The 20,273-nt window shown below is 44.5% G+C and carries 14 protein-coding genes; 11 read left to right on the forward strand and 3 right to left on the reverse strand.

Annotated features, from left to right (window positions below; all coding sequences use genetic code 11):
* Positions 1-321: 321 nt before the first annotated feature.
* The gene (gene groES / locus BZL35_RS00005; protein WP_106181611.1) at positions 322-612 is read left to right on the forward strand and encodes a co-chaperone GroES; all 291 of its coding nucleotides are present in this window, start codon (positions 322-324) and stop codon (positions 610-612) included.
* Positions 613-660: 48 nt separating this feature from the next.
* Positions 661-2,322 (forward strand): chaperonin GroEL, encoded by a 1,662-nt coding sequence (gene groL / locus BZL35_RS00010; protein ID WP_106181613.1) that lies wholly within the window; start codon positions 661-663, stop codon positions 2,320-2,322.
* Positions 2,323-2,661: 339 nt separating this feature from the next.
* On the opposite strand, the gene BZL35_RS00015 is transcribed toward groL, so the two are convergent.
* The 3 genes from BZL35_RS00015 to BZL35_RS00025 form a co-directional block, all read right to left on the reverse strand.
* The gene (locus BZL35_RS00015) at positions 2,662-3,753 is read right to left on the reverse strand and encodes a YheT family hydrolase (RefSeq protein ID WP_106181617.1); all 1,092 of its coding nucleotides are present in this window, start codon (positions 3,751-3,753) and stop codon (positions 2,662-2,664) included.
* 668 nt (positions 3,754-4,421) lie between these two features.
* The gene (locus BZL35_RS00020; RefSeq protein ID WP_106181619.1) at positions 4,422-4,622 is read right to left on the reverse strand and encodes a zinc-finger domain-containing protein; all 201 of its coding nucleotides are present in this window, start codon (positions 4,620-4,622) and stop codon (positions 4,422-4,424) included.
* 81 nt (positions 4,623-4,703) lie between these two features.
* Positions 4,704-5,627 carry a branched-chain amino acid transaminase gene (locus BZL35_RS00025; RefSeq protein ID WP_106181622.1) on the reverse strand — a complete coding sequence of 308 codons (924 nt, stop codon included), beginning with the start codon at positions 5,625-5,627 and terminating at the stop codon, positions 4,704-4,706.
* 392 nt (positions 5,628-6,019) lie between these two features.
* Between BZL35_RS00025 and BZL35_RS00030 the strand changes: the two genes are divergently transcribed.
* From BZL35_RS00030 to BZL35_RS00070, 9 genes are all read left to right on the forward strand, one after another.
* A complete protein-coding gene (locus BZL35_RS00030; RefSeq protein ID WP_106181624.1) occupies positions 6,020-7,222 on the forward strand; it encodes a phosphoglycerate kinase in 1,203 nt (400 codons plus the stop codon).
* A 1,108-nt stretch (positions 7,223-8,330) separates the two neighbouring features.
* Complete coding sequence (gene fba / locus BZL35_RS00035) at positions 8,331-9,395, forward strand: class II fructose-bisphosphate aldolase (RefSeq protein ID WP_106181627.1); 1,065 nt, start codon at positions 8,331-8,333, stop codon at positions 9,393-9,395.
* Between the two features lie 172 nt (positions 9,396-9,567).
* Positions 9,568-10,497, forward strand: coding sequence for a phosphoribosylaminoimidazolesuccinocarboxamide synthase (locus BZL35_RS00040; RefSeq protein WP_106181629.1), 930 nt, complete (start codon positions 9,568-9,570; stop codon positions 10,495-10,497).
* A gap of 23 nt (positions 10,498-10,520) precedes the next feature.
* Positions 10,521-11,033, forward strand: a complete 513-nt coding sequence (gene purE / locus BZL35_RS00045; protein WP_245916298.1) for a 5-(carboxyamino)imidazole ribonucleotide mutase — start codon at positions 10,521-10,523, stop codon at positions 11,031-11,033.
* Positions 11,034-11,137: 104 nt separating this feature from the next.
* Complete coding sequence (locus BZL35_RS00050) at positions 11,138-12,343, forward strand: 5-(carboxyamino)imidazole ribonucleotide synthase (protein ID WP_106181632.1); 1,206 nt, start codon at positions 11,138-11,140, stop codon at positions 12,341-12,343.
* Positions 12,344-12,374: 31 nt separating this feature from the next.
* The gene (locus BZL35_RS00055) at positions 12,375-13,430 is read left to right on the forward strand and encodes an L-threonylcarbamoyladenylate synthase (RefSeq protein ID WP_106181635.1); all 1,056 of its coding nucleotides are present in this window, start codon (positions 12,375-12,377) and stop codon (positions 13,428-13,430) included.
* An 808-nt stretch (positions 13,431-14,238) separates the two neighbouring features.
* Positions 14,239-15,402 carry an efflux RND transporter periplasmic adaptor subunit gene (locus BZL35_RS00060; protein ID WP_181276519.1) on the forward strand — a complete coding sequence of 388 codons (1,164 nt, stop codon included), beginning with the start codon at positions 14,239-14,241 and terminating at the stop codon, positions 15,400-15,402.
* Positions 15,403-15,546: 144 nt separating this feature from the next.
* A complete protein-coding gene (locus tag BZL35_RS00065; protein ID WP_106181637.1) occupies positions 15,547-18,642 on the forward strand; it encodes an efflux RND transporter permease subunit in 3,096 nt (1,031 codons plus the stop codon).
* Positions 18,643-18,734: 92 nt separating this feature from the next.
* A complete protein-coding gene (locus tag BZL35_RS00070; RefSeq protein ID WP_106181640.1) occupies positions 18,735-20,207 on the forward strand; it encodes an efflux transporter outer membrane subunit in 1,473 nt (490 codons plus the stop codon).
* The last annotated feature ends 66 nt before the right edge of the window (positions 20,208-20,273 follow it).

Genomic DNA, 20,273 nt, shown 5'->3' on the forward strand with positions numbered 1-20,273 from the left:
ATTCTACGCCGATGATAGTGCGGATTCCCGTGTGAAAGTAGGTAATCGTCAGGCACCAATTTAAACCCCTTGCTACTTATGTGGCGAGGGGTTTTTTGTTTTAAAGCATATCGCGTAGCTGAAACCGTCTTTAAAGGCGGGCAAAAAATAAAATAATTTGAAAAATAAGTATAGGTGCTCAGTCTTGAAATACCTATCTTGCGTCCATATAATTATCCTTGGTTGGCAGCACAGAGTGCTAACACCCTCTGAATTTAGCGAGTGTACGATATTCGTACATTTTCGTTTTGGCTATCTTATTGAGAGAAAAAGGAGTTTGTAATGAACCTTCGTCCCTTGCATGATCGCGTGATCGTCAAGCGTTTGGACCAAGAAACGAAAACCGCTTCCGGTATTGTGATTCCTGATGCTGCTGCTGAAAAGCCTGATCAAGGTGAAATTCTGGCTGTTGGTCCAGGGAAGAAAGATGATCAAGGAAAAAACATTGCTGTCGACGTTAAGATTGGCGATCGTGTTTTATTTGGTAAATATGCTGGTCAAGCTGTAAAAATTGATGGAAAGGAATTGCTGGTAATGCGTGAAGAAGACATCATGGCTGTTGTCAATAAGTAAATCTTGTTATTCTTCAATATTCCGTAAAAATATTTAAGGGGTTAAGTAATGGCAGCTAAAGAAGTCGTGTTTGGCGATTCCGCTCGCGCCAAAATGGTTGAGGGTGTTAACATCCTCGCTAATGCAGTTAAGGTAACTTTGGGCCCGAAGGGTCGTAATGTTGTGCTTGAGCGTAGCTTTGGTGGTCCAACCGTGACTAAGGATGGTGTATCTGTCGCTAAGGAAATTGAACTGAAGGATAAGCTTCAAAACATGGGCGCCCAAATGGTTAAGGAAGTTGCTTCCAAGACTAGCGATAACGCTGGCGATGGAACCACGACAGCAACAGTCTTGGCTCAGTCGATTGTTCGTGAAGGGATGAAGTATGTGGCCTCGGGCATGAATCCAATGGATCTCAAGCGCGGTATTGATAAGGCAGTTTTAGCGGCTGTTGAAGAACTTCGTAAGATTAGTAAGCCGTGTACAACTAATAAGGAAATTGCACAAGTTGGTGCTATTTCGGCCAACAGCGATGCCTCGATTGGTGACCGTATTGCTGAAGCCATGGATAAGGTTGGTAAGGAAGGCGTGATCACCGTGGAAGACGGAAAATCACTCGAAGACGAACTTGACATTGTGGAAGGCATGCAGTTCGATCGTGGATATTTATCGCCGTACTTTATAAATACTCCGGAAAAGCAAGTTGCGATTCTGGAAAACCCGTTTGTTCTATTATTCGACAAGAAGATCTCAAATATTCGAGATCTTCTGCCAGTTCTAGAACAAGTCGCGAAGGCTAGCCGTCCTCTCTTGATTATTGCAGAAGATATCGAAGGAGAGGCTTTAGCTACGCTTGTGGTTAATAACATTCGTGGTATTTTGAAAGCTTGTGCAGTTAAAGCACCGGGTTTTGGTGACAGACGTAAGGCTATGTTGGAAGACATTGCTATTTTGACAGGAGGCCAAGTTATTGCTGAGGAAGTTGGTTTGACATTGGAAAAAGCAACTCTTGAAGAACTCGGTCAAGCCAAACGTATCGAGGTAGGTAAGGAAAATACTATTATTATCGATGGTGCTGGCAAGGCTTCGAGTATCGAAGGACGTGTCAAGCAAATTCGTGCACAGATCGAAGAAGCAACGAGCGACTACGACCGTGAGAAGTTGCAAGAGCGCGTGGCTAAGTTGGCCGGTGGTGTTGCTGTGATCAAGGTTGGAGCTGCTACTGAAGTTGAAATGAAGGAAAAGAAGGCACGTGTGGAGGATGCTTTGCATGCTACTCGTGCTGCTGTTGAGGAAGGTATTGTTCCGGGTGGTGGTGTTGCGCTAGTTCGTGCTCGTGCGGCCATTGCTTCTGTTAAAACAGCTAACGCTGACCAAGATGCTGGTGTGAAGATCGTCGTGCGTGCGATGGAGGAACCACTGCGTCAAATCGTTGCCAATGGTGGTGAAGAGGCTAGTGTTGTCGTCAATAAAGTTATTGCAGATGGCAAAGGTAACTTCGGTTATAACGCAGCGACCAGTGCGTATGGTGATTTAGTAGAAATGGGAGTTGTCGATCCAACCAAAGTGACTCGTACAGCGTTACAAAATGCTGCATCGGTAGCTGGTTTGTTACTGACTACGGATGCCGCTGTGACTGAAATGCCGAAGGAAGAAGCGCCGATGCCTGGTGGCATGGGTGGTGGCATGGGCGGTATGGGTGGTATGGGCGGTATGGGCATGGATATGTAAGCTGTCTTTTAAAAGACTCTTTTCTATCCCGGGACCGTTTAAAACGTTCCCGGTGCCAAAAAAAACGGCAATCTTGCTTTTCGGCAATTTTGCCGTTTTTTCGCTGTAAAGATCAATTGAAGAGATCGTGTTGTATCAAAGAAGAATATTAGTCTGCTATGAGTAAACGCTATAAAATATAAAAAAATTCAAGAAAGTAAGAAGAACGACAATAGAATTAATAGCCTACATGCGCCATCGTATATTTTCTGAAAATCTCCCTAGAGGTCCTATTACATACACTGCGCTACCTCTGCAATACTGCTCATTTGAATTTGGTTATATGCTTGTCACATGATTTCATGCATTAGATAGAAAGTTATCAAAATAGGTTAGTACAGTCTCTGGCATCCATGTCATATCTCCAGGAAAGGGACTGGTCATAAATCCAACATGTCCACCTTGTTTTGGCTGGAGCAGCGTCACATGATTCCCTACCTCGCGAGGTTCAGGTAGGGCTGTCGCCGGTTGAAATGGATCATTGCGTGCATTTAGTAGGAGTGTTGGCACCGTAATTTCGCCCAAGACTGATTTACTCGATGCTTTTTTATAATAATCTAATGCATCTTTAAAACCGTGTAGCGGAGCGGTCACCACATTATCGAATTCACTTAGATTGCGCGCTGAAAGCATGGCATAACGGTCGAAAAGATTGGGATATTGCATCAGCTTCGCAAGCGATTTTTTCTTAAGGGTCTTGAGGAAGTTGTGTGTATAGAGCATATTAAAGCCACGAGATAATGCATGGCCAACTGCGAGAAGATCAAGTGGTGCTGAAATCGCACAAGCGGCTTGGACGATCTTTGCGGCATCATTTTGACGTTCTCCAAGCCAGCGTAATAAAAGATTGCCGCCTAGTGATATACCTGATGCTAAGATCGGGCCTTTAGTTTGTGTGTGCAGGCGCTGTAAGATCCAATTGGCTTCGGCACTATCGCCAGAGTGATAAAATCGTGGCGAGCGATTTAAAGTTCCACCACAACCCCGGAAGTGTGGAATTACACCGTTCCAACCACGTGCTATCACGGCCTGCATTAGCGTGCGAGCGTAATGACTGCTGGAGCTGCCTTCGAGACCGTGAAACATTACGACCAATGGGGTTTTTAATTCGAACTTAATTTGTATTCTCGATGTATTGTGTACCGGTTCTGGGTATGAGTTTTTCGGCAATAATATGGGTGACATTTGATTGTCTACATAATTGCTAGGCCTTATAAGCCAATCTACAGCAATTACATCACCATCGGGTGTTTCCCATGATTCACGTAGAAAATCGATAGAGGGTCGGTGTCCGAATAAGGCGGGGTAGATTGTTTGGCTATGTCCGTCTGGTAGCCAGCATGGTGGACAGTAATTAGGGACTTTTGATGAGGGAAGCTCTACTACATTCATGATCGTAAGTGTCCTGTCGAGTGTCTCAATGAGAGAGGAGAGGATGCCTCGATTAATTGGTGAGAGTTAAAACAAAGAGTGTTTTTATTTGAGTTGTTGAATGATCTAAAAAGCATGGAGTGATCTTTAGCATCAGGTCATCAAGATATTGTGAGTTTTCTTTAATATTTTGATGGTGGTTTGTGTATCAGTAAAGGAGCGACTAATTGTGTAAGTGCGGCAAAATGACTTGATGTCGTTTGCCTATAGGTTTGAATTTCGTGGTGAGAAGAAATGCTACGGGTAGTAGGTCTAAATCAAGAGTAAAGCGTAAGATATTCTTTGTTTTTTGAGACTAACTGCAACATGCTTTAATCGGTATTTCTAATACCCAGCAAGCTACAGAGACTTCTCTCAGCTTGGTAACTAATTCTTGAGAAAATCTTACGCCATTTATGGGATTCTATATCGATGGAGTAATGTTTATGGATATATGTTCTAGGAAATAAAAAACCAAGCTTAGTATGTATGATTGTGTCGATGACTAGTCCCAGATCGAGATACTTTGGTGGTGTGGGTAAGCAGTGGTATATCCCGAGCTCATTCCCGACGCAACTGTACTGGAATTTTATACATTTTATTAAAAAATTTTAAAAACAGGTGTTATTTTCGATATTCACAACCAAATATCAATGTTGATGTTTCAAAATGGAGCCTTCTTTAAGACGATATCGGGTGCCGCAATATGGGCAGGAGGCCTCTCCATGTGTGATGTCAATAAATACGCGAGGATGACCACCCCACGTTTCTGTTTTGGGATTCGAGCAATACACAGGTAAATCTTCGATGCTGATTTCCACTACAGGTAAAAAAGTGCTCACTTCGTTCATGAGGTTCTCAAAAAATAGAAAAGACTTCCTTCCATCTAGGTTTGCCAAAATGACATAGGCGGGTAGGGTGTTGTTTATGGCCTATACTTTTGTGAGCCATCGCTGATATTTCTTGTTTTTTCCGGAGACAACATTGAAAAATTCGGTTTGTAGTTTTTCGGTAATCTCGCCACGTTGTCCTGTGCCAATGATGCGGTTGTCAAGCTCGCGGATTGGTGTTACTTCAGCGGCGGTACCAGTGAAAAAGGCTTCGTCGGCGGTATAAACTTCGTCTCGTGTAATACGTTTTTCAACCACTTCGATACCGGCATCTTTTGCGAGTGTAATTACGGTGTCTCGCGTAATTCCATCGAGACATGATGATAAATCAGGGGTGTATAATCTGTTCTTATTGACCAAGAAGAAGTTTTCACCAGAGCCCTCTGAAACATAGCCATCGACGTCCAGAAGTAGAGCTTCGTCGTACCCATCCGTGGTGGCTTCTCGGTTAGCTAAGATTGAGTTCACGTACCAGCCGGATGCTTTCGCCCTCACCATCGAAACGTTGACATGGTGACGTGTAAATGAAGAGGTTTTTACGCGGATACCACGGGTTATTCCCTCTTCACCTAAGTATGCCCCCCATGGCCAGGCGGCAATCGCTACATGGATTTTATTGCCTTTAGCTGATATGCCAAGTTTTTTGCTACCGATCCAAATGATTGGACGAATATAGCAGGATTTAAGATGGTTTCTGCGCACTACTTCGCATTGTGCGTTTAACAGTGTCTCAGCATTGAAAGGTACTTCCATCTGAAAAATTTTGGCTGAATTTAGTAAGCGCTGGGTGTGCTCCTCTAGTCGGAAAATTGCGGTTTCGCCCTTGTCCTCTTCATAGGCACGGACTCCTTCGAAGACGCCCATTCCATAGTGCAATGTATGAGTCAGGACGTGGATGTTAGCTTCTCGCCATTCAATAAATTTTCCATCCATCCAAATTTTTCCGTCGTGATCAGCCATTGACATAATTTTCTCCAGAAGCGTGGCGAATGCCTAAAAAGCTTCTATTGTAAATCAATCGTCTCTATCTCGGAGTTCTGTCCTATACGATCTTAGAATGAATTTGGTTGAGCTGGATGATTTCATACATTTCTGAAAATAGCATTAGAGAGGTTACTACTAGAGCGAGTGTGAAGTAATGAGATGTTTTTAAATTATCCTTTTGACGGGTTTTATCTTTCAATTGGGTTTTGTATATTCTAGGTTATATTTTTCATGTGGGGATCATGCTTTTATACGTTTGAAGATTTTTCTAAGTTTTCTGAGATAAAGGTGAATTTTCCCCGATGGGAAAAAATGTTTTGTTACACTTGATAAGTTAGAATAGCATTATTCAAAACTTTCTTCCCCGGATATTAATGGCTTCCATTATCTCTCTCGCTGATTTGATTGCTCAAGGTAAGATCGCAGGCAAACGAGTTTTTATTCGTGCTGATTTGAATGTGCCACAAGACGATCAAGGACTTATTATGGAAGCTACACGTATTCGTGCTTCGCTTCCGGCTATTAATATGTGCTTGAAGGCAGGCGCTGCTGTGATGGTTGCATCACATTTAGGTCGTCCAACTGAGACTGAAGGTGAGGTAAATCTAGTCGATTCTCTAATTCAGGTGGCGGTTCAGCTATCCGAATATCTCGGGCGAGAAGTTAGGTTGATTTCCCGTTGGGTCGACGGAGGTTTTGAGGTGGCACTTGGTGACGTGGTGCTGCTTGAGAACTGTCGCTTGAATCCTGGAGAAAAGAGAAACGATGATGTATTGGCCAGGAAAATTAGTGGATTGTGCGATGTTTATGTCAATGATGCTTTTGGTACCGCACATCGCGCTGAAGCGACGACGCATGGCATCGCCAAGTATGCACCGATAGCTTGTGCAGGACCGTTACTGATGGCTGAGCTTGACGCGCTGGGTAAAACTATAGGACAGCCTGTGCGGCCGTTGATTGCTATCGTTGGGGGATCAAAAATATCAACCAAACTGACGGTCCTTAAATCATTAGCTGATAAGGTAGATCAGTTGATTGTTGGTGGCGGGATCGCCAACACATTTATGTTGGCAGCAGGTTTGCCGATTGGTAGGTCTTTGGTCGAAGTAAATCTTGTAGAGGATGCGAAGGCTATTATTCATGCCATGGAAGTTCGTGGTGCTTCGATACCAATTCCAGTTGATGTCGTGTGTGCAAAAAAAATCAGCCCAACAGCAGACGCGGTTGTCAAAGCCACCAATGATGTTGCTGAAGACGATATGATCCTCGACATTGGGCCCGAAACAGCGGCGAAGCTGGCGAATCAATTGGAGCAGGCTGGTACGATTGTTTGGAATGGTCCAGTGGGCGTTTTCGAATTTGATCAATTTGGCCATGGAACGCAGGCTTTAGCTCGTGCAATTGTATCTACAAAAGCATTTTCGATTGCAGGTGGTGGTGATACTTTGTCTGCAATTTCAAAGTACGGCATAGCTGATCGGGTGAACTATATTTCAACGGGGGGGGGTGCTTTCTTGGAATTTCTGGAAGGTAAAAAGCTTCCTGCTGTCCAAATATTAGAGCAGCGTGCGTACTAATTTTTTATTACATGTTTTTTCAACAACATGTTGTTCAGAGAATGTAATGTAGTTATTTTTCAATGAATAGGTTGGCGTGTATTTTGAAGCAAGTCAAGATCGATATGCCTATTAAAGAGAATGGTTGCCGAAAATAAGACTTTAGTGGTATGTCTTTTATCGCAAAGTGAAAGTTAATTGAGAGATGTTGTAAGCCTTGTGATGGTAGAATGTTGCCGGGGGAACTTTGTATCGTCTGGTTTTTTGCAACGAGGTTATATTTTACAGAGAAGCACGGTCAAATAAATAAGAAATTGAACTCCTTTAGCTGGCTAAATTTCCCATTTAGCACCGAGCGACGATGTTTTCTCCTGACATACAGAGGTTATTTGAATTTTTAAGGCAAGAAAGAGTCGCTCTTATTAAGTTTTTGGATAAGAGCTGCGTCGAACTAATATAGTAGACCAAAATACTGTATGGGTTGGCATGAATCTTTTTGCTTCTTGAAATCAAGAATTTTTTATTGGTTGGTCGCTGTTATTTACAGCATTGAGATCGTTGATTTATATAAATACGAACTTATCCGATTCTCAGCTATTGCATTGTCCTAATACTGTGTCATTGCGTGGAGAGAATCGATCATTTTCTCACTCCCCAAAGGATCCCCTATCCATATCTCTGAATGGAAAAACATCAAATCGATGTTTAGAAGTCCATCTGTAAAATGAAATATGGGTAGATATAATTTTAAGTATTTTTATGAAACGATTATCTTTTGTATAGTATTTTCTTCATGGCATTTTTGCCTATAAGTCGAAAAATGGAGGTGTACTCAAACGTGAAGTACGATAGATACACATCTAGATTTTTTAGTTATGCTGAAAGAAAAATACCTAAACAAGACTGAATTAATTGTTACTTGTAGAAGTATAAATATTATCGACTACCTGTCGTGGATTCCTAGATCACCGCCGCCAACATATTCAAAATTATCTAAGTGATCTGACTGGCCTGACGGAACGTCCAGGGGGTGTGGTGATACTTCTGCCCCTGATCTGAGCTCTGCACTTTAGAATGTGGGATGGTCTATTTTTTATAAAATGTTTTAATTAACTCAGAGGAGAACGATATGCCCTTAGTATCGATGCGACAGTTGCTGGACCATGCAGCTGAAAATGGCTACGGCTTGCCAGCTTTTAACGTCAATAACCTGGAGCAGGTGTCGGCGATTATGTCTGCAGCAGAGGAAGTAGGTGCGCCCGTTATTATGCAGGCATCAGCTGGTGCACGTAAATATGCTGGGGAAGCCTTTCTACGCCATTTAATTGAAGCGGCTGTCGAAGCCTATCCTCATATTCCGGTGGTGATGCACCAAGATCATGGGCAATCACCAGCTGTGTGTATGGCAGGTATCAAGAGCGGTTTTACCAGTGTCATGATGGATGGTTCCCTGAAAGAAGATGGTAAATCCGTGGCTAGTTATGAGTATAACGTCGCGGTTTCGCAGAAAGTGGTCGAGTTTTCGCATGCTATTGGTGTGACTGTTGAAGCGGAACTAGGTATTCTGGGCTCGCTGGAAACGATGACGGGTGATAAGGAGGATGGGCATGGTGCTGATGGCAAGATGACGCGAGAGCAATTGCTTACGGATCCAGATCAGGCGGCTGACTTTGTAAAACTGACTCAATGCGATGCATTGGCTATTGCTATTGGCACCTCGCATGGCGCTTATAAATTTAGCCGTAAACCGACGGGTGACATTCTTGCTATTGAGCGCATTAAGGAAATCCATCGTCGGATTCCGAATACGCATTTGGTGATGCATGGTTCATCTTCCGTGCCTCAAGAGCTATTGGAAGAAATTCGCCACTTTGGTGGTGATATGAAGGAAACTTATGGGGTTCCAGTTGAAGAAATTCAGGAAGGTATTAAGTATGGAGTCCGAAAGATCAACATCGATACGGACATCCGTTTGGCGATGACTGCTGCAATCCGTCGCTACTTGTTTGAAAATCCGAGTAAGTTTGACCCGCGTGATTATATGAAGCCAGCTCGTGAAGCTGCTAAGCAAGTCTGCCGGACACGTTATTTAGCGTTTGGCTGCGAAGGGCAGGCAGAGAAAATTAAGCCAATATCGTTGGAAAAGATTGCTGAGAAATATAAGAAGAGTGAATTGTCCCAAGTTGTTCAGTAAGCTATGCACTTGCTTTTTTTGAGAGTTTTATATATTAGTGTGTCGACGGTACTTTTTGCTATTTTACGTTAATAGCATACTTGCTTTGGATGATTCTTGCTAACACCACTGAAGTGTTTTCGGAGAGACTTTTTTTTGTGTGTAGTGCCTTGGTTCACAAGCGTATAATCCGATGTTTAGGCCTATATCGACGAGTTTGACTGTGACTATCCTTTCGTATGCACTCCCTACTTTGTACGAATCTTCTCTCAAAAGTTTGCCGTTGCTCTCGCGCGGTAAGGTGCGTGACAACTATGCTGTCGGCGATGACAAACTTTTGATCTTGACGACAGATCGACTGTCGGCGTTTGACGTCATTATGGATGTGCCGATTCCCGGCAAGGGTTGCGTACTCAATCAAATGTCTAACTTTTGGTTTAATAAACTTGCGCATGTGGTGCCGAATCACTTGACAGAACTGGTGCCGGAATCAGTGGTTTCTGAGGATGAAGTCATGCAGGTGGTGGGCCGTGGAGTTGTAGTAAAGCGTTTAAAACCTATTCTTGTAGAAGCTGTAGTTCGCGGTTATCTAGCAGGTAGCGGGTGGAACGATTATCTATTAACGAGCTCTGTATGTGGGATACTTCTGCCAGGTGGTCTGCGGAACGCGCAAAAATTGAAGGCACCAATTTTTACTCCAGCAGCCAAAGCTGAGCTCGGACAGCATGACGAGAATATCTCGTTTGAAGAGATGTGTGAACGAATTGGTCCTAAATTGGCTGAACGTATTCGTGACATTAGTATCTGCTTGTATGAGGAAGCAGCTGATTTTGCTGCTAGGCGTGGAATTATTGTTGCTGATACCAAATTCGAATTTGGTTTGGATGACAATGGAGCACTCCATCTTATGGATGAAGTCTTGACGGCTGATTCGTCACGTTTCTGGGCTGCTGATTTGTATGCTGTTGGTACTAATCCCCCTTCGTTTGATAAGCAGTTTGTACGTGATTGGCTCGAGACTCAAGTGTGGGACAAAACACCACCTGCTCCAATGTTGCCAGATGAGGTGATCCAGAAAACAGCGGACAAATATCGTGAGGCGCTTGAGCGGCTCACAGGGTAGGTGGATGTCATAGTCGGTGAAAAATGATGAAAGATGATCAGTTGCAACAGGTTGTGCAAGTGGGGGTTGTGATGGGGTCTGACTCGGATTGGCATGTGATGCGGCATGCTGTGGAGATCCTCCGTGAGTTTGACGTGGGCTTTGAATCCCAAGTACTTTCAGCGCATCGGATGCCTGATGACATGTTTCATTATGCTGAAACAGCCCGTGAGCGTGGCTTGGTTGTGATCATTGCTGGTGCGGGGGGTGCTGCACACTTGCCGGGTATGATCTCTGCCAAGACAATTGTTCCAGTACTTGGTGTTCCGATACCGACCAAATATCTACGTGGTCAAGATTCACTCCATTCTATTGTGCAAATGCCTAAGGGCATCCCGGTGGGAACATTTGCTATCGGTGAAGCAGGTGCTGCAAATGCAGCGCTATTTGCTGTCGCGATGTTGTCAATAGATGACGCGATATTGTCCCATAAGCTCACGACTTTTCGCGTAAAGCAAAGAGACGCAGCACGCTTGATGATTTTGCCAAATGACTAATATTGCCTTGTGTCATTTTTATATTAATGAGTTGATGCTCACGGGTCTGGAATGATTTTCGAGCTATTAGCCCATGCGTTATCGGTCATCCCTTCTCATAATAAATGATGAATACTGCATTGATTCTTCCCGGTAACTGGCTTGGTATGTTGGGCGGTGGCCAATTGGGGCGCATGTTTTGCTTTGCTGCTCAATCGATGGGCTATAAAGTGTGTGTTTTCGATCCAGATCCTTCCTGTCCAGCTAGTGGTGTAGCGGATCGATTGATTACTGCTGATTATTTGGATGAGGAAAGACTGGCTGAACTCGCATCACTGTGTTCGGCGATTTCAATTGAATTTGAGAATGTCCCTGCGCGATCTTTAAATTTCTTGTCGATGACGACAAACGTCACTCCGGCGGCACGTTGCGTTTCGATTGCTCAAGATCGTATTGCTGAGAAGCTTTTTATCAAAAGCTGCGGTGTCCCTGTGGCTCCCCATGTTGTTATAGAATCGGGCGATGTAATGGCGACAATTGACAATGACTCATTGTTGGCTGTTTTGCCAGGTATTTTAAAAACGGCACGCTTAGGTTACGATGGCAAGGGGCAGGTGCGTGTTGCTACACCAATCGAAGTACGTAATGCTCATGCCCTATTGGGGAATGTGGCGTGTGTTTTAGAGAAGCAGCTTGACTTGGCCTACGAAGTATCTGTTTTGAGTGCTCGTGGTGCAGATGGTAACGTCAAAACCTATCCCCTTGTACAGAACCTTCATATCAGGGGTATTCTAGCAACAACTATAGCACCATCGCCAGATGCTTCACCTGAACTACACGCATCTGCATGTGCAGCGGCCGAAATGCTTGCAACCCAAATGAATTATGTCGGCGTACTATGTGTTGAATTTTTCATTTTAAAGAATGGATCTTTGATTGTTAACGAAATAGCACCGCGTCCCCATAACAGTGGGCACTATACAATCGATGCTTGTGTGGTGAGTCAGTTTGAACAGCAAGTTCGTACGATGACTGGGTTGCCGTTGGGCGAAACACGCCAACATTCGTCGGCCGTTATGTTGAATTTGCTGGGTGATTTATGGTTTTTGGAAAGGGGTGAAAATCGTCAACTGTCACCTGATTGGGCTTCAGTTGTAGCGGTACCTTGCGCTCGCCTTCACTTGTACGGTAAAGAAGAGGCTCGCGTTGGTCGGAAGATGGGCCACATTACGTTTGCTGCAAGTACGTTACAAGAGGCACGTGATGCGCTTGTGGCGACAGCGAAGTGTCTACATCTACAAATAGATGTAATGACTGATAAGCCAGCATGATATCGTATCCTGAGATGCTTTTCCTTTGCTTATGTTGACGAAAGTGGATATTGAATATGCTGCGACACGGTTGGTCGCAGGTGAACTGGTGGCGTTTTCGACGGAAACAGTCTATGGGCTTGGTGGTGATGCTGAGTGTCCTTCTGCAGTGGCTGCTATCTATGCAGCTAAAGGGCGTCCGACTGACCATCCAGTCATCGTACATCTCTCTCCTGAGGGTGATCCGGCTTATTGGACGGATTATCTTCTGCCTTCTGCTCGCCGGTTGATCGATGCATTTTGGCCGGGACCACTGACATTGATCGTCAAGCGTGCGCCACACATTTCTATGGCAATTTCTGGAGGCCAAGATTCAGTGGGCTTGCGTTGCCCATCGCATCCTGTTGCACAGGCATTGCTACGTGATTTTGTTCGTCTGAAAGGTGGTCAAGCTGGTGTGGCTGCTCCATCTGCCAATCGCTTCGGGCGCGTGAGTCCAACTTCTGCACAACACGTGCGTGATGAATTTCACGGCATGACAGGCGTTACCATTCATGTGCTCGATGGGGGTGCATGTAGTATTGGCATTGAATCGACGATTATCGATTTGTCACGTGGGTTCCCTGCATTGTTGCGACCAGGTCATGTGACACTGGAGGAAGTGGCGAATGTACTTGGGGAAATACCCCAATTGCCTGGGCAAGAGATTGGTAATGTTCCACGTGCGTCTGGTATGCTAAAAGCACATTATTCGCCACGTACACCTTTGTTCTTGTTGAATGCTGAAGAGATACTTTCGGTACTTTCCGTACATCCAGCTAACGCTCCCATGGCTGTTGTTGCTTTTCCTGCGACCTTGTCAAAAGTGTCGGTATTGCCTGCTGATATTTTCTCTGTAGCATTGCCGCATACACCAACGATGCTCGCAAATCAGCTTTATGCACTGCTGCGTCGTCTTGATCATATGGATATGTCCTGTATTTTATTTGAGGCATTGCCAGATATCTCGGATTGGGCTGCTATTAATGATCGACTGAGACGTGCAGCGGCGACGTTTCTTAATATTGAGCCTCTTCATTTGATCGCGAAAGATAACATCATACGTTGATACATATTTTATTTTTCCTACGAAAGAAAGCATCGACGAAACTTTCGTAGCTTGGAATTTTAAAAAGCTATACGATTGCGTAGAATTATGCCTGTTTCATTGGCAATAGTGATCGATATTAATGTAATCAGTGGCTGAGCAGTGCTTTATCCATCTTATGTAAAAAGAACGGTGATGTTGGCGGTGTTTGTATATGCATCATTGCATGCTTAATGTCTGAGCCATTCTTAGCAATTAGGTCTATTATCGAAATATTGTATTTATCCAGGTATTGCTTGTGATTTTTTTACACTATCTGGTATTTTGTTATTGGGCAAATTCCATTATGAAGAGCAGTTGTCGTGCTAAACGTTATTACATGACTTTCTTCATGTTATGCTCGACTTTTGAGGATGTCTTGTCGTAATTTATGTAATGCGGCATTTACTTCCCCAGGTTTTTTTCGTAAATTGCCTGTGAGTGTTTTGATCTAATATATTTGTTCTGATGAATGGAAATTTGATGGACGAATCTTTTCTCTGCGCATAAAGAAAGGTCTGAGAATTTTTAAAAGAGTTATCTATGTTTTTAATACAGACACTGGCTTCAGGTTTTATGAAAAACCATCTAGATATATTTTGTTTGGACGTGAGGTGTGTTAGTGTCTTCTAACATTAATTCGAGAAGATATCTGCAGTGATTCCTTGCGTAGCTGGAGCGTCCGAAATACATGCTGATGAGCGCAGGCCTAGGTTTTTCGCGTGAGACTTAAGTGGACTGTACGTATTGGTTTTATCGTATTATCGCATCCCATTATTCGGAGGCGTGTATGCATGCGAAGAAAAGTTCATCCTTGTCATGGATTGTTGCTGCATTGGTAACAATTACATTTGTTGCTTGCGGCAAGAAATCCGAAATGAGTCGACAGACGACGTTGCCTCCGGAAGTTGGTGTTGTGACCCTGCAGTCGGAAAGTGTGATGTTGAGAACAAATTTGCCGGGCCGTATTTTGCCATTTCGTGTAGCAGATGTTCGTGCACGTGTAAGTGGCACTGTGCTTAAGCGCGATTTCATTGAAGGTAGTGATGTGAAGCAGGGGCAGCGCCTATATAAAATAGATCCTGCGACGTATCAGGTGGCTTATAATAGCGCTAAAGCATTGCTTGCAAAGGCAGAAGCAAACGCCGCTTCGACTCGCTTGCTCGAACAGCGTTACAAAGAGCTTGTTGCTGTTGAGGCTGTCTCAAAACAAGAATATGCCAATGCTGTAGCATCGAATTTACAAGCTGAAGCTGATGTTGCGGCAGCCCGTGCTGCCGTAGAAACCACACGCATTAATTTAAATTACACGGATGTGCCTGCTCCGATTTCTGGCTGTACAGGACTGTCGAAAATCACAGAAGGTGCCTATGTGCAAGCTTCTACCGCTACGCTGATGACCACAATTCAGCAGATTGATCCGGTCTATGTGAACGTGTCGCAATCAACGACGGATGTACTGCGGTTACGGCGTGAATTTGCAGAAGGTAGACTGAAGAATACAGATCCGAATGTCGCTAAAGTGACCTTGACGCTCGAAGATGGTACGGAATATCCGTTGGCTGGAAAATTACAATTCTCCGATATCACCGTTGATTCGACCACAGGTTCAATTACCGCGCGTGCTATTTTTCAAAATCCCAGAAGGGAATTGTTGCCTGGCATGTTTGTCCATGCAAGTTTAGAAGAAGGTGTGAGTGAAAAGGCATTACTTGTCCCACAACAAGCCGTGATGCGTGATCAAAAGGGGAATGCGATCGCAATGATTGTGAATGCTGATGGTAAAGTTGAAACCCGGAAACTGATAACTGACCGTGCGATCGGTGATAAGTGGTTGGTGACGTCGGGACTTGCTTCTGGGGATAAAGTGATTGTCACAGGATTTCAGAAATTGCGGATGGGCTCATTGGCTAAACCAGTAGAAATTAATTTGCCGATAGAAACATTGAAATAACCAGCGACTACTTCCATGCGATTATAGTAGGGGTTAGAAATCATCGATTCGATCGGCATTTTATCTAGTGTTCGTCTAGCATCTGCAGGTGCTGCCCCATTAGAAATTTTAAACACGAAAGTGCAATAACGCGGAGCCTTTTTCATGGCAAAGTTTTTTATCGATCGCCCTATTTTTGCATGGGTGATCGCTATCGTCATTATGCTTACTGGTGCACTTTCGATTTTGAAACTACCGGTTTCCCAATATCCTTCGATCGCACCGCCTTCTGTACAGATTTCTGCGATATATCCAGGTGCATCGGCACAAACGGTACAGGATACAGTCACACAGGTGATCGAGCAGCAGATGAACGGGATCGACAATCTTGAGTACATGTCTTCAACATCTGATAGTTCGGGAGCGGTTGGGATCACCCTAACGTTTTCGCAAGGGACAAACCCTGATATTGCTCAGATGCAGGTGCAAAACAAGTTGCAATTGGCCACGCCTTTGCTTCCACAGGAGGTACAGCAGCAAGGGATTAAGGTAGCAAAGGCAACCAAGAATTTTTTATTGGTCGTCGGCGTTTACTCAGACGATGGAAGTATGAGCGACATTGATCTGGCGAACTATATTGCCGCTAATATGCAGGACTCGATCAGTCGGGTAAACGGGGTGGGTCAAGTACAATTATTTGGTTCGCAGTATGCCATGCGCATTTGGATCGATCCTGAAAAGCTCACGAGCTATAACCTGACAATAATCGATGCGATCAATGCAATTAAAGCTCAGAACGTACAGATTTCGGCAGGTGAGATCGGTGGCGTGCCGGCAGTGAAAGGTCAGCAGCTTAATGCTCCTATCATGGTTCAGAGTCGTTTACAGACGCCGGAACAGTTTCGCAAGATTTTGTTACGTGTTAATACAGACGGCTCGCAAGTGTGTTTGGGTGATGTCGGTCGGATCGAGTTGGGTGGCGAAAGCTATCAGGTCGTGGCCCGTTATAACGGGAAGCCTGCTGCTGGTCTTGCTGTTAAGCTGGCTACTGGTGCGAATGTCTTGCAAACAGCCAAAGCGGTCAAAAAGCAAGTTGCTGAGTTGGAACAATATTTCCCTGCCAGTATGAAGGTCGAATTTCCTTACGACACGACGCCGTTTGTGAAAATCTCGATTGAGAAAGTAATCAAAACTTTGATCGAAGGCATTATTCTCGTTTTTTTAGTAATGTATCTGTTTTTGCAGAATATTCGTGCCACAATCATTCCAACGATTGCAGTCCCCGTCGTTCTATTGGGCACGATTGGCATTATGAATGCCGCTAATTTCTCAATCAATACACTGTCTATGTTCGGGTTGGTACTTGCCATTGGACTGCTAGTCGACGATGCTATTGTTGTGGTGGAAAACGTTGAGCGTGTCATGTGTACGGAGGGATTGTCACCAAAAGAAGCTACGAAGAAGGCAATGGGGCAGATTATAGGGGCCTTGTTGGGGGTAGCTCTGGTATTGTCTGCAGTATTTGTGCCAATGGCGTTTTTCGGTGGTTCGACGGGTGCTATCTATCGTCAATTTTCGCTGACGATAGTTGCGGCGATGGGCTTATCGGTTTTAGTGGCTATTGTGTTGACACCTGCTATGTGTGCCACCATTCTAAAGCCGATTAAGAGAGACTCGTTTGATGAGAATCGTGGTTTTTTTGGTTGGTTTAACAACATGTTTGAGCGTAGCAGTCGCGCTTATCAAGGGCAAATAAGTAGGCTTATCACACGCTCGACACCTTATGTTATTAGCTACATAGCCATTATTGGGGTAGTTGGATTGCTTTTTGTTCGTATGTCGACGGCGTTTCTCCCAGACGAAGATCAGGGCTACTTCTTTAATCTAGTTCAATTACCGCCAGGTGCGACGCAAGAGCGTACACTTGAAGTGATGAAGGGCGTTGAGACACATTATCTTGAAAGTGAGAGGGATGCAGTCCACTCCATCTTTACAGTGACTGGTTTTGGTTTTAATGGTCGTGGGCAGAACGTAGGTTTGGCATTTGCGATGATGCGTCCTTGGGATCAACGTAAGTCGAGAGATTTGAAAGTACAATCCGTGATTCTTCGTTCTTATCAAGCTTTTGCTGCCGTGAAGGAAGCTATGATATTCGCGGTCAACCCACCATCCGTACCAGAGCTAGGCAATGCTGGCGGTGTTAACTTTGAATTGCAAGATCGTGCTGGTCTGGGTCATGGAATCTTGATGGCAGCACGTGATCAAATGATCAGTGCAGCGGCGAAAAACCCAAATTTATCGCAAGTGCGTCCAAATGGTTTAGACGATAGTGCGCAGTATAAGGTTGATATTGACAATGAAAGAGCACTTGCGCTTGGTGTGGCGTTGTCGGAAATTTATACAACACTGTCCGCCTCCTATGGTTCTTTTTACATTAATGACTTTATTGATCATGGCCGAGTGAAAAGAGTTTATCTACAGGCAGATGCGAAGTCGCGGATGTTACCACAAGATATTAACGCACTGTATGTACGCAACACGAAAGGAGAGATGGTTCCATTTTCTAGTTTTGCGTCTGCACACTGGGTTCAAGGATCACCGCGCTTGGAGCGTTATAACGGTGTACCAGCGCTGGAGATTCAGGGTATGCCTGCGCCAGGCAAGAGCTCGGGGGATGCAATGAAGAGTATCGAGGAAATTGCTAAGAATTTGCCTGCTGGGATTGGTTTGGAGTGGACCGGTTTATCGTTTGAGGAGCGTTTGTCGAGAGCACAAGCGCCAGCACTGTACGTACTCTCAATTTTATTGGTGTTCTTGTGTTTGGCTGCATTGTATGAAAGTTGGTCGATTCCATTTGCTGTTATTCTTGTGGTGCCTTTGGGAGTGCTTGGTGCATTGTTGGCCGCATCCTTGCGTGGTTTGTCGAATGACGTTTATTTCCAGGTTGGGTTATTGACGACCGTAGGTTTATCTGCCAAGAATGCAATTTTGATTGTCGAATTTGCAAATGGTTTGCAAAAGCGAGGATGGTCCGTCTTTGATGCGACGTTGGAGGCGGTGCGTTTGCGTTTACGACCAATCATCATGACCTCGATGGCGTTTGTGCTTGGTGTGTTACCACTGGTGATTGCTAATGGTCCAGGCTCCGCTGGCCAGAATGCCATTGGAACGGGTGTAATCGGTGGTATGCTTTCGGCAACATTTCTTGCGATCTACTATGTACCTATCTTTTTCGTGTTGGTACGAAAAAATGTCAAGTAGTAGTCGACTCAATACAGGGGGATATTCTGAAATACTTAGTATATCCTCTGCATCAGCAGGGGATATCCCTACTAAGTAAGAAGGGAATTTATATGTTAGTGAAAGTATTGCCGATGTCTTTGCCCGTGACATTGCTGGTTGCTTGCACGTTGGCACCACGCTATGAGACACCGGCCTTGCCGGTGTCGGCAACCTTTCCAATGGGGACGGTTGAAAAGACATTAGAGTTGGCTAACCCAAACAGTACTATTGATCAGAAAGCCCATGTGATGGCGGCTGATATTGGCTGGCGAAATTTTTTCCCTGATCTGCGTTTACAGAAATTGATTGAAATTGCGTTGGTTAATAACCGTGATTTACGTCTATCAGCACTCAATATCGAGGCCGCACGCGCACAGTATCAGATTCAACGTTCTGAGCTTTTGCCATTGGTGCGCACTACCGGTCAGGCTACTATTCAGCATTTGCCTGTAGATTTTTCAGTGGAAACTAGTTCCCGCATTAATCGCCAGTACTCGGTAGGTTTGGGATTTGCTTCGTATGAGCTCGATTTTTTCGGGCGTGTTCAGAATCTGAAAAATCAAGCTCTTGAGCAATATCTGGCAACTGAAGATTCGCGACGGAGTGCTCAGATCACTTTGGTTGCGGAAGTAGCGACCGCTTATATGACGTGGTTGGCTGATCAACGGTTATTGCATATGGCAAATGAAATATTGTTGAGTCAACAAACATCGTACGCATTGAGCAAACGAAGTTTTGAGGTCGGTGCAATTTCTGGATTGGATTTGAGTGATGCACAAACTGGCTTGGAGATTGCTCGTAGCAGATTGGCACAATACACTCGTCAAGTGGATGAGGACGTAAATATACTTACATTGTTAATTGGATCTGAGCTACCCGTTAATTTGCCACCGGGTCGTACTCTCGATAATCAATTACTACTAACTGATCTTCCATCTGGGTTGCCCTCCGATTTGCTGTTGCGACGCCCTGATATTACTTTGGCAGAACATCAGCTCAAAGCTGCTAATGCTAACATTGGCGTAGCGAGAGCCGCGTTCTTTCCAAGTATCTCGCTGACCTCATCGGCGGGATTGGCGAGTGCATCGCTTGGTCGATTGTTTAATGGAAGACAAGGAGTATGGATGTTTTCACCATCCATTAACCTTCCAATCTTCTCCCGAGATTCTTTGATTGTCGGACTTGATCTAGCAAAACTGCAAAAGCGTATTGAGATCGCCAATTACGAGAAAGCTATTCAATCAGCATTTCGTGAAGTGGCTGATGCCTTGGCCGCGCGTCGTACTCTCAATCAACAGCTTGTTGCACAAGAGTCCATAGTTAAGGCAAGTAGTGATGTTTATCGTTTATCTGATCTTCGATATCATCATGGCGTGGATCGTTTATTGGATATGCTTGTAGCGCAACGCAGATTATATAGTGCTCAACAGGGTTTGATTGGCATGCGTCTGGCGTATTGGATAAATCTCGTTGGTTTGTATAAGGCACTTGGCGGTGGATGGGAAGAGTATACTGCGCTTCCAAAGAATCCTTCGCCTCACTAAGCCTTACGACTTTCCTTTGCGGGAATAGCACGGTACAGTGTATTGCAAAAAACCATGAAATACGCA

Origin of the sequence: Candidatus Pandoraea novymonadis, from assembly GCF_003004665.1 — a bacterium.
In the GTDB taxonomy this organism is placed as follows: Bacteria; Pseudomonadota; Gammaproteobacteria; order Burkholderiales; family Burkholderiaceae; genus Pandoraea; species Pandoraea novymonadis.

Bases quoted from the DNA above. Each gene is read 5' to 3' on its own strand.
- groES (WP_106181611.1), top strand. From the start codon at position 322: ATGAACCTTCGTCCCTTGCATGATCGCGTGATCGTCAAGCGTTTGGAC.
- groL (WP_106181613.1), top strand. From the start codon at position 661: ATGGCAGCTAAAGAAGTCGTGTTTGGCGATTCCGCTCGCGCCAAAATG.
- BZL35_RS00015 (WP_106181617.1), bottom strand. From the start codon at position 3,753: ATGAATGTAGTAGAGCTTCCCTCATCAAAAGTCCCTAATTACTGTCCA.
- BZL35_RS00020 (WP_106181619.1), bottom strand. From the start codon at position 4,622: ATGAACGAAGTGAGCACTTTTTTACCTGTAGTGGAAATCAGCATCGAA.
- BZL35_RS00025 (WP_106181622.1), bottom strand. From the start codon at position 5,627: ATGTCAATGGCTGATCACGACGGAAAAATTTGGATGGATGGAAAATTT.
- BZL35_RS00030 (WP_106181624.1), top strand. From the start codon at position 6,020: ATGGCTTCCATTATCTCTCTCGCTGATTTGATTGCTCAAGGTAAGATC.
- fba (WP_106181627.1), top strand. From the start codon at position 8,331: ATGCCCTTAGTATCGATGCGACAGTTGCTGGACCATGCAGCTGAAAAT.
- BZL35_RS00040 (WP_106181629.1), top strand. From the start codon at position 9,568: ATGTTTAGGCCTATATCGACGAGTTTGACTGTGACTATCCTTTCGTAT.
- purE (WP_245916298.1), top strand. From the start codon at position 10,521: ATGATGAAAGATGATCAGTTGCAACAGGTTGTGCAAGTGGGGGTTGTG.
- BZL35_RS00050 (WP_106181632.1), top strand. From the start codon at position 11,138: ATGATGAATACTGCATTGATTCTTCCCGGTAACTGGCTTGGTATGTTG.
- BZL35_RS00055 (WP_106181635.1), top strand. From the start codon at position 12,375: ATGTTGACGAAAGTGGATATTGAATATGCTGCGACACGGTTGGTCGCA.
- BZL35_RS00060 (WP_181276519.1), top strand. From the start codon at position 14,239: ATGCATGCGAAGAAAAGTTCATCCTTGTCATGGATTGTTGCTGCATTG.
- BZL35_RS00065 (WP_106181637.1), top strand. From the start codon at position 15,547: ATGGCAAAGTTTTTTATCGATCGCCCTATTTTTGCATGGGTGATCGCT.
- BZL35_RS00070 (WP_106181640.1), top strand. From the start codon at position 18,735: ATGTTAGTGAAAGTATTGCCGATGTCTTTGCCCGTGACATTGCTGGTT.